The sequence below is a fragment of the Mycobacteriales bacterium genome (assembly GCA_036497565.1).
Lineage (GTDB): Bacteria > Actinomycetota > Actinomycetes > Mycobacteriales > QHCD01 > DASXJE01.
The window spans coordinates 1-2,679 of record DASXJE010000182.1 but is presented as its reverse complement, the minus strand read 5'-3'; the positions used below and the strand labels follow the sequence as shown (position 1 = coordinate 2,679).

Genomic DNA, 2,679 nt, shown 5'->3' with positions numbered 1-2,679 from the left:
CGGCGGGCATCGCGGAGGCAGAGCATGACCGCGCCGCTCGGCGTCCTGGTCGCGGCGGCGGCGTGCCTGATGCTCGCGTTCGTGGGCTACCGGCTGAGCGGCACGGGCCACCCGGCCACTTCGTCCGCGGTCGGCGGCGGCACCAGTTCCCTGAACTCAAGGGGGAATGCCCAAGCCAGCGGCGCACCTGGCGCGCGCCGTCACACTTTCAACCCGGCGACCGGCACGTCGATGGGGCCGACGACGGTGTCGTTCGTCGTCCTGGTCAGCAGGACGAATTTCCAGAAGGCAACGCTCCAGGCTCAGGTCATCCAGCAGATGGCCGCCCCGCAGAACACGGATCCGGCCGCCAGCCCCGGCTCGTCCGTGAGCACCGGCCCGGGCAGCCTGCTCACGCCGTCGGCGCAGCTGATCGGCTGCGTGAAACGACTCCTCGGCAGCACGAGGCCGGTTCTGGTGGAGGAGGCGTCTTACCAGTCCCTGCCCGTCTACGTCATCGCGACGCCGTACCGCGTCTGGGTGGTCGCACGTAGCGCCACAGCGACCGATCCGAAGGTGCTCGCCTCTGCCGCCCTGCCTCACGGACGCTGAACCGCGTACCTTGACCACGGTGAGGCGCCATTACCCGTTACGGATGACGATTTCAGGCCGGCCACACCGGATACGGGTGTGCGGGAATCTCCGAGCCCTAGGATCGGTTTAGCGGGTTGCACGTCTTAAGAAGGGCAGCGTGAAGTGACCGACGTACGCGACGTCATCATCATCGGTTCCGGGCCGGCCGGGTACACGGCGGCCGTCTACGCGGCGCGGGCTAAGCTGAACCCCTTGGTGTTCGAGGGGTCGGTAACAGCCGGCGGCGCACTGATGCAGACCACCGACGTGGAGAACTTTCCTGGGTTCCCCGACGCCATCATGGGTCCCGAGTTGATGGACAATATCCGGAAGCAGGCCGAGCGGTTCGGCGCCGAACTGGTGGCCGACGACGTGGTGGCCGTCGACCTGACCGCCACGCCCAAGGTCGTCAAGACAGACACCGAGACATACCAGGCGAAGGCCGTCATTATCGCCACCGGCTCCAAGTACAAGGAGCTTGGTGTCCCTGGTGAGAAGGAGCTGTCTGGACGCGGCGTGTCCTGGTGCGCGACTTGCGACGGGTTCTTCTTCCGCGACAAGGACATCGCAGTGATCGGCGGCGGTGACTCGGCGATCGAGGAGGCGACCTTCCTCTCAAGGTTCGCCAAGTCGGTCACGGTCGTGCACCGGCGCTCGGAACTGCGGGCGTCGAAGATCATGCAGGACCGGGCGTTCGCCAACGACAAGATCAAGTTCCTGTGGGACAGCGAAGTCGTCGAGGTGCTCAGTGACAACAACAAGGTGAACGGCCTGCGGATCAAGAACCTAGGCGACGCCTCGGAGCAGGTGCTGCCGGTGAGCGGCATGTTCGTCGCGATCGGCCACTCGCCGCGCAGCGAGCTGTTCAAGGGGCAGCTCAAGATCGACCCTGAAGGCTACCTGGTGGTGGATCAGCCATCCACCCGCACGGCGATCGAGGGCGTGTTCGCCTGCGGTGACGTCGTAGACCACACGTACCGCCAGGCCGTGACCGCGGCGGGAACGGGCTGTTCCGCCGCGATCGACGCCGAGCGGTGGCTGGCGGCGCACGAGTAATTCGCAATCCTCATCAGACACGGAAGGTGCAGACAATGGGAGCGACCAAGGTTGTGACCGACGAGACCTTCGACACGGAAGTGCTGCAGAGCAGCAAGCCGGTCGTCGTCGACTACTGGGCCGAGTGGTGCGGACCGTGCAAAATGGTCTCCCCGGTTCTCGAGGAGATCGCTGAGGAGCACAGCGACAAGATCGACGTGGTCAAGCTGAACATCGACGAGAACCCTACAATCTCGCAGAAGTACCAGATCATGGCCATCCCGACCATGAGCGTCTTCCAGAACGGCGAGGTCGTCAAGCAGATCGTGGGTGCGAAGCCGAAGGCGGCGCTCCTGCGGGAACTGGCCGAGTTCATCTGAGTCCAGCCTGACGCACACGCGAACGGCGGGCGAGCCATCCGGCTCGCCCGCCGTTCGCGTTTCCCGCACTTTCCTGGCCTGTGCCTGATCAGATGCCGCCGACGGCCACCGGGCGAAGGACGCGCTCCGGGGTCATGGAGCCGAGCAGCCGTTCCAGCGCGACCTCGACGTCTTCGCGCCAGGTGAGGGCGGTCCGCAGCTCCATCCGCAGCCGAGGATGATGGTGGTGCGGTCGTATCGTCTTAAACCCGACCGAGAGCAGGTAATCGACAGGCATCACGCAGGCCGGGGATTTCCACTGCTTGTCGCCGAAGGCCTCGATGGCCTTGACCCCGCGGCGCGTGAGGTCTTTCGCTACGCCTTGGATGAGCATGCGGCCAAGGCCGCCCCCGGTGAATTCGTCGAGCACACGAGCCGTCATCAAGAGCACCGCGTCGGCACTCACGGGGCTAGTCGGAAACGTGACCGACCGGGGGACATAATGCGGGGGCGCGAAAAGCACGAATGCGGCGGGGACACCGTCCACGTAGAGGATCTTTCCGCAGCTGCCCCACTCGAGCAAGACCGAGGAGATCCACGACTCCTTTTCCAGCCCAGGGTCGTTTGCCTCCGCCCGCGCCTTGCTTACCGGGTCGAGTTCCCAGAAGACACA

4 protein-coding genes are annotated in these 2,679 nt (G+C 65.4%); 3 read left to right on the top strand and 1 reads right to left on the bottom strand.

What is annotated here, in order from left to right; all coding sequences use genetic code 11:
* The first annotated feature begins 24 nt into the window (after positions 1-24).
* From VGH85_15385 to trxA, 3 genes are all read left to right on the top strand, one after another.
* A complete protein-coding gene (locus VGH85_15385; GenBank protein HEY2175188.1) occupies positions 25-591 on the top strand; it encodes a hypothetical protein in 567 nt (188 codons plus the stop codon).
* Between the two features lie 144 nt (positions 592-735).
* Positions 736-1,668 (top strand): thioredoxin-disulfide reductase, encoded by a 933-nt coding sequence (gene trxB, locus VGH85_15380; GenBank protein ID HEY2175187.1) that lies wholly within the window; start codon positions 736-738, stop codon positions 1,666-1,668.
* A gap of 35 nt (positions 1,669-1,703) precedes the next feature.
* The gene (gene trxA, locus VGH85_15375; GenBank protein HEY2175186.1) at positions 1,704-2,027 is read left to right on the top strand and encodes a thioredoxin; all 324 of its coding nucleotides are present in this window, start codon (positions 1,704-1,706) and stop codon (positions 2,025-2,027) included.
* A gap of 88 nt (positions 2,028-2,115) precedes the next feature.
* Here the strand turns inward: trxA and VGH85_15370 are convergent.
* A partial coding sequence (locus VGH85_15370; protein HEY2175185.1) for a GNAT family N-acetyltransferase occupies positions 2,116-2,679 on the bottom strand: 564 nt, incomplete at its 5' end.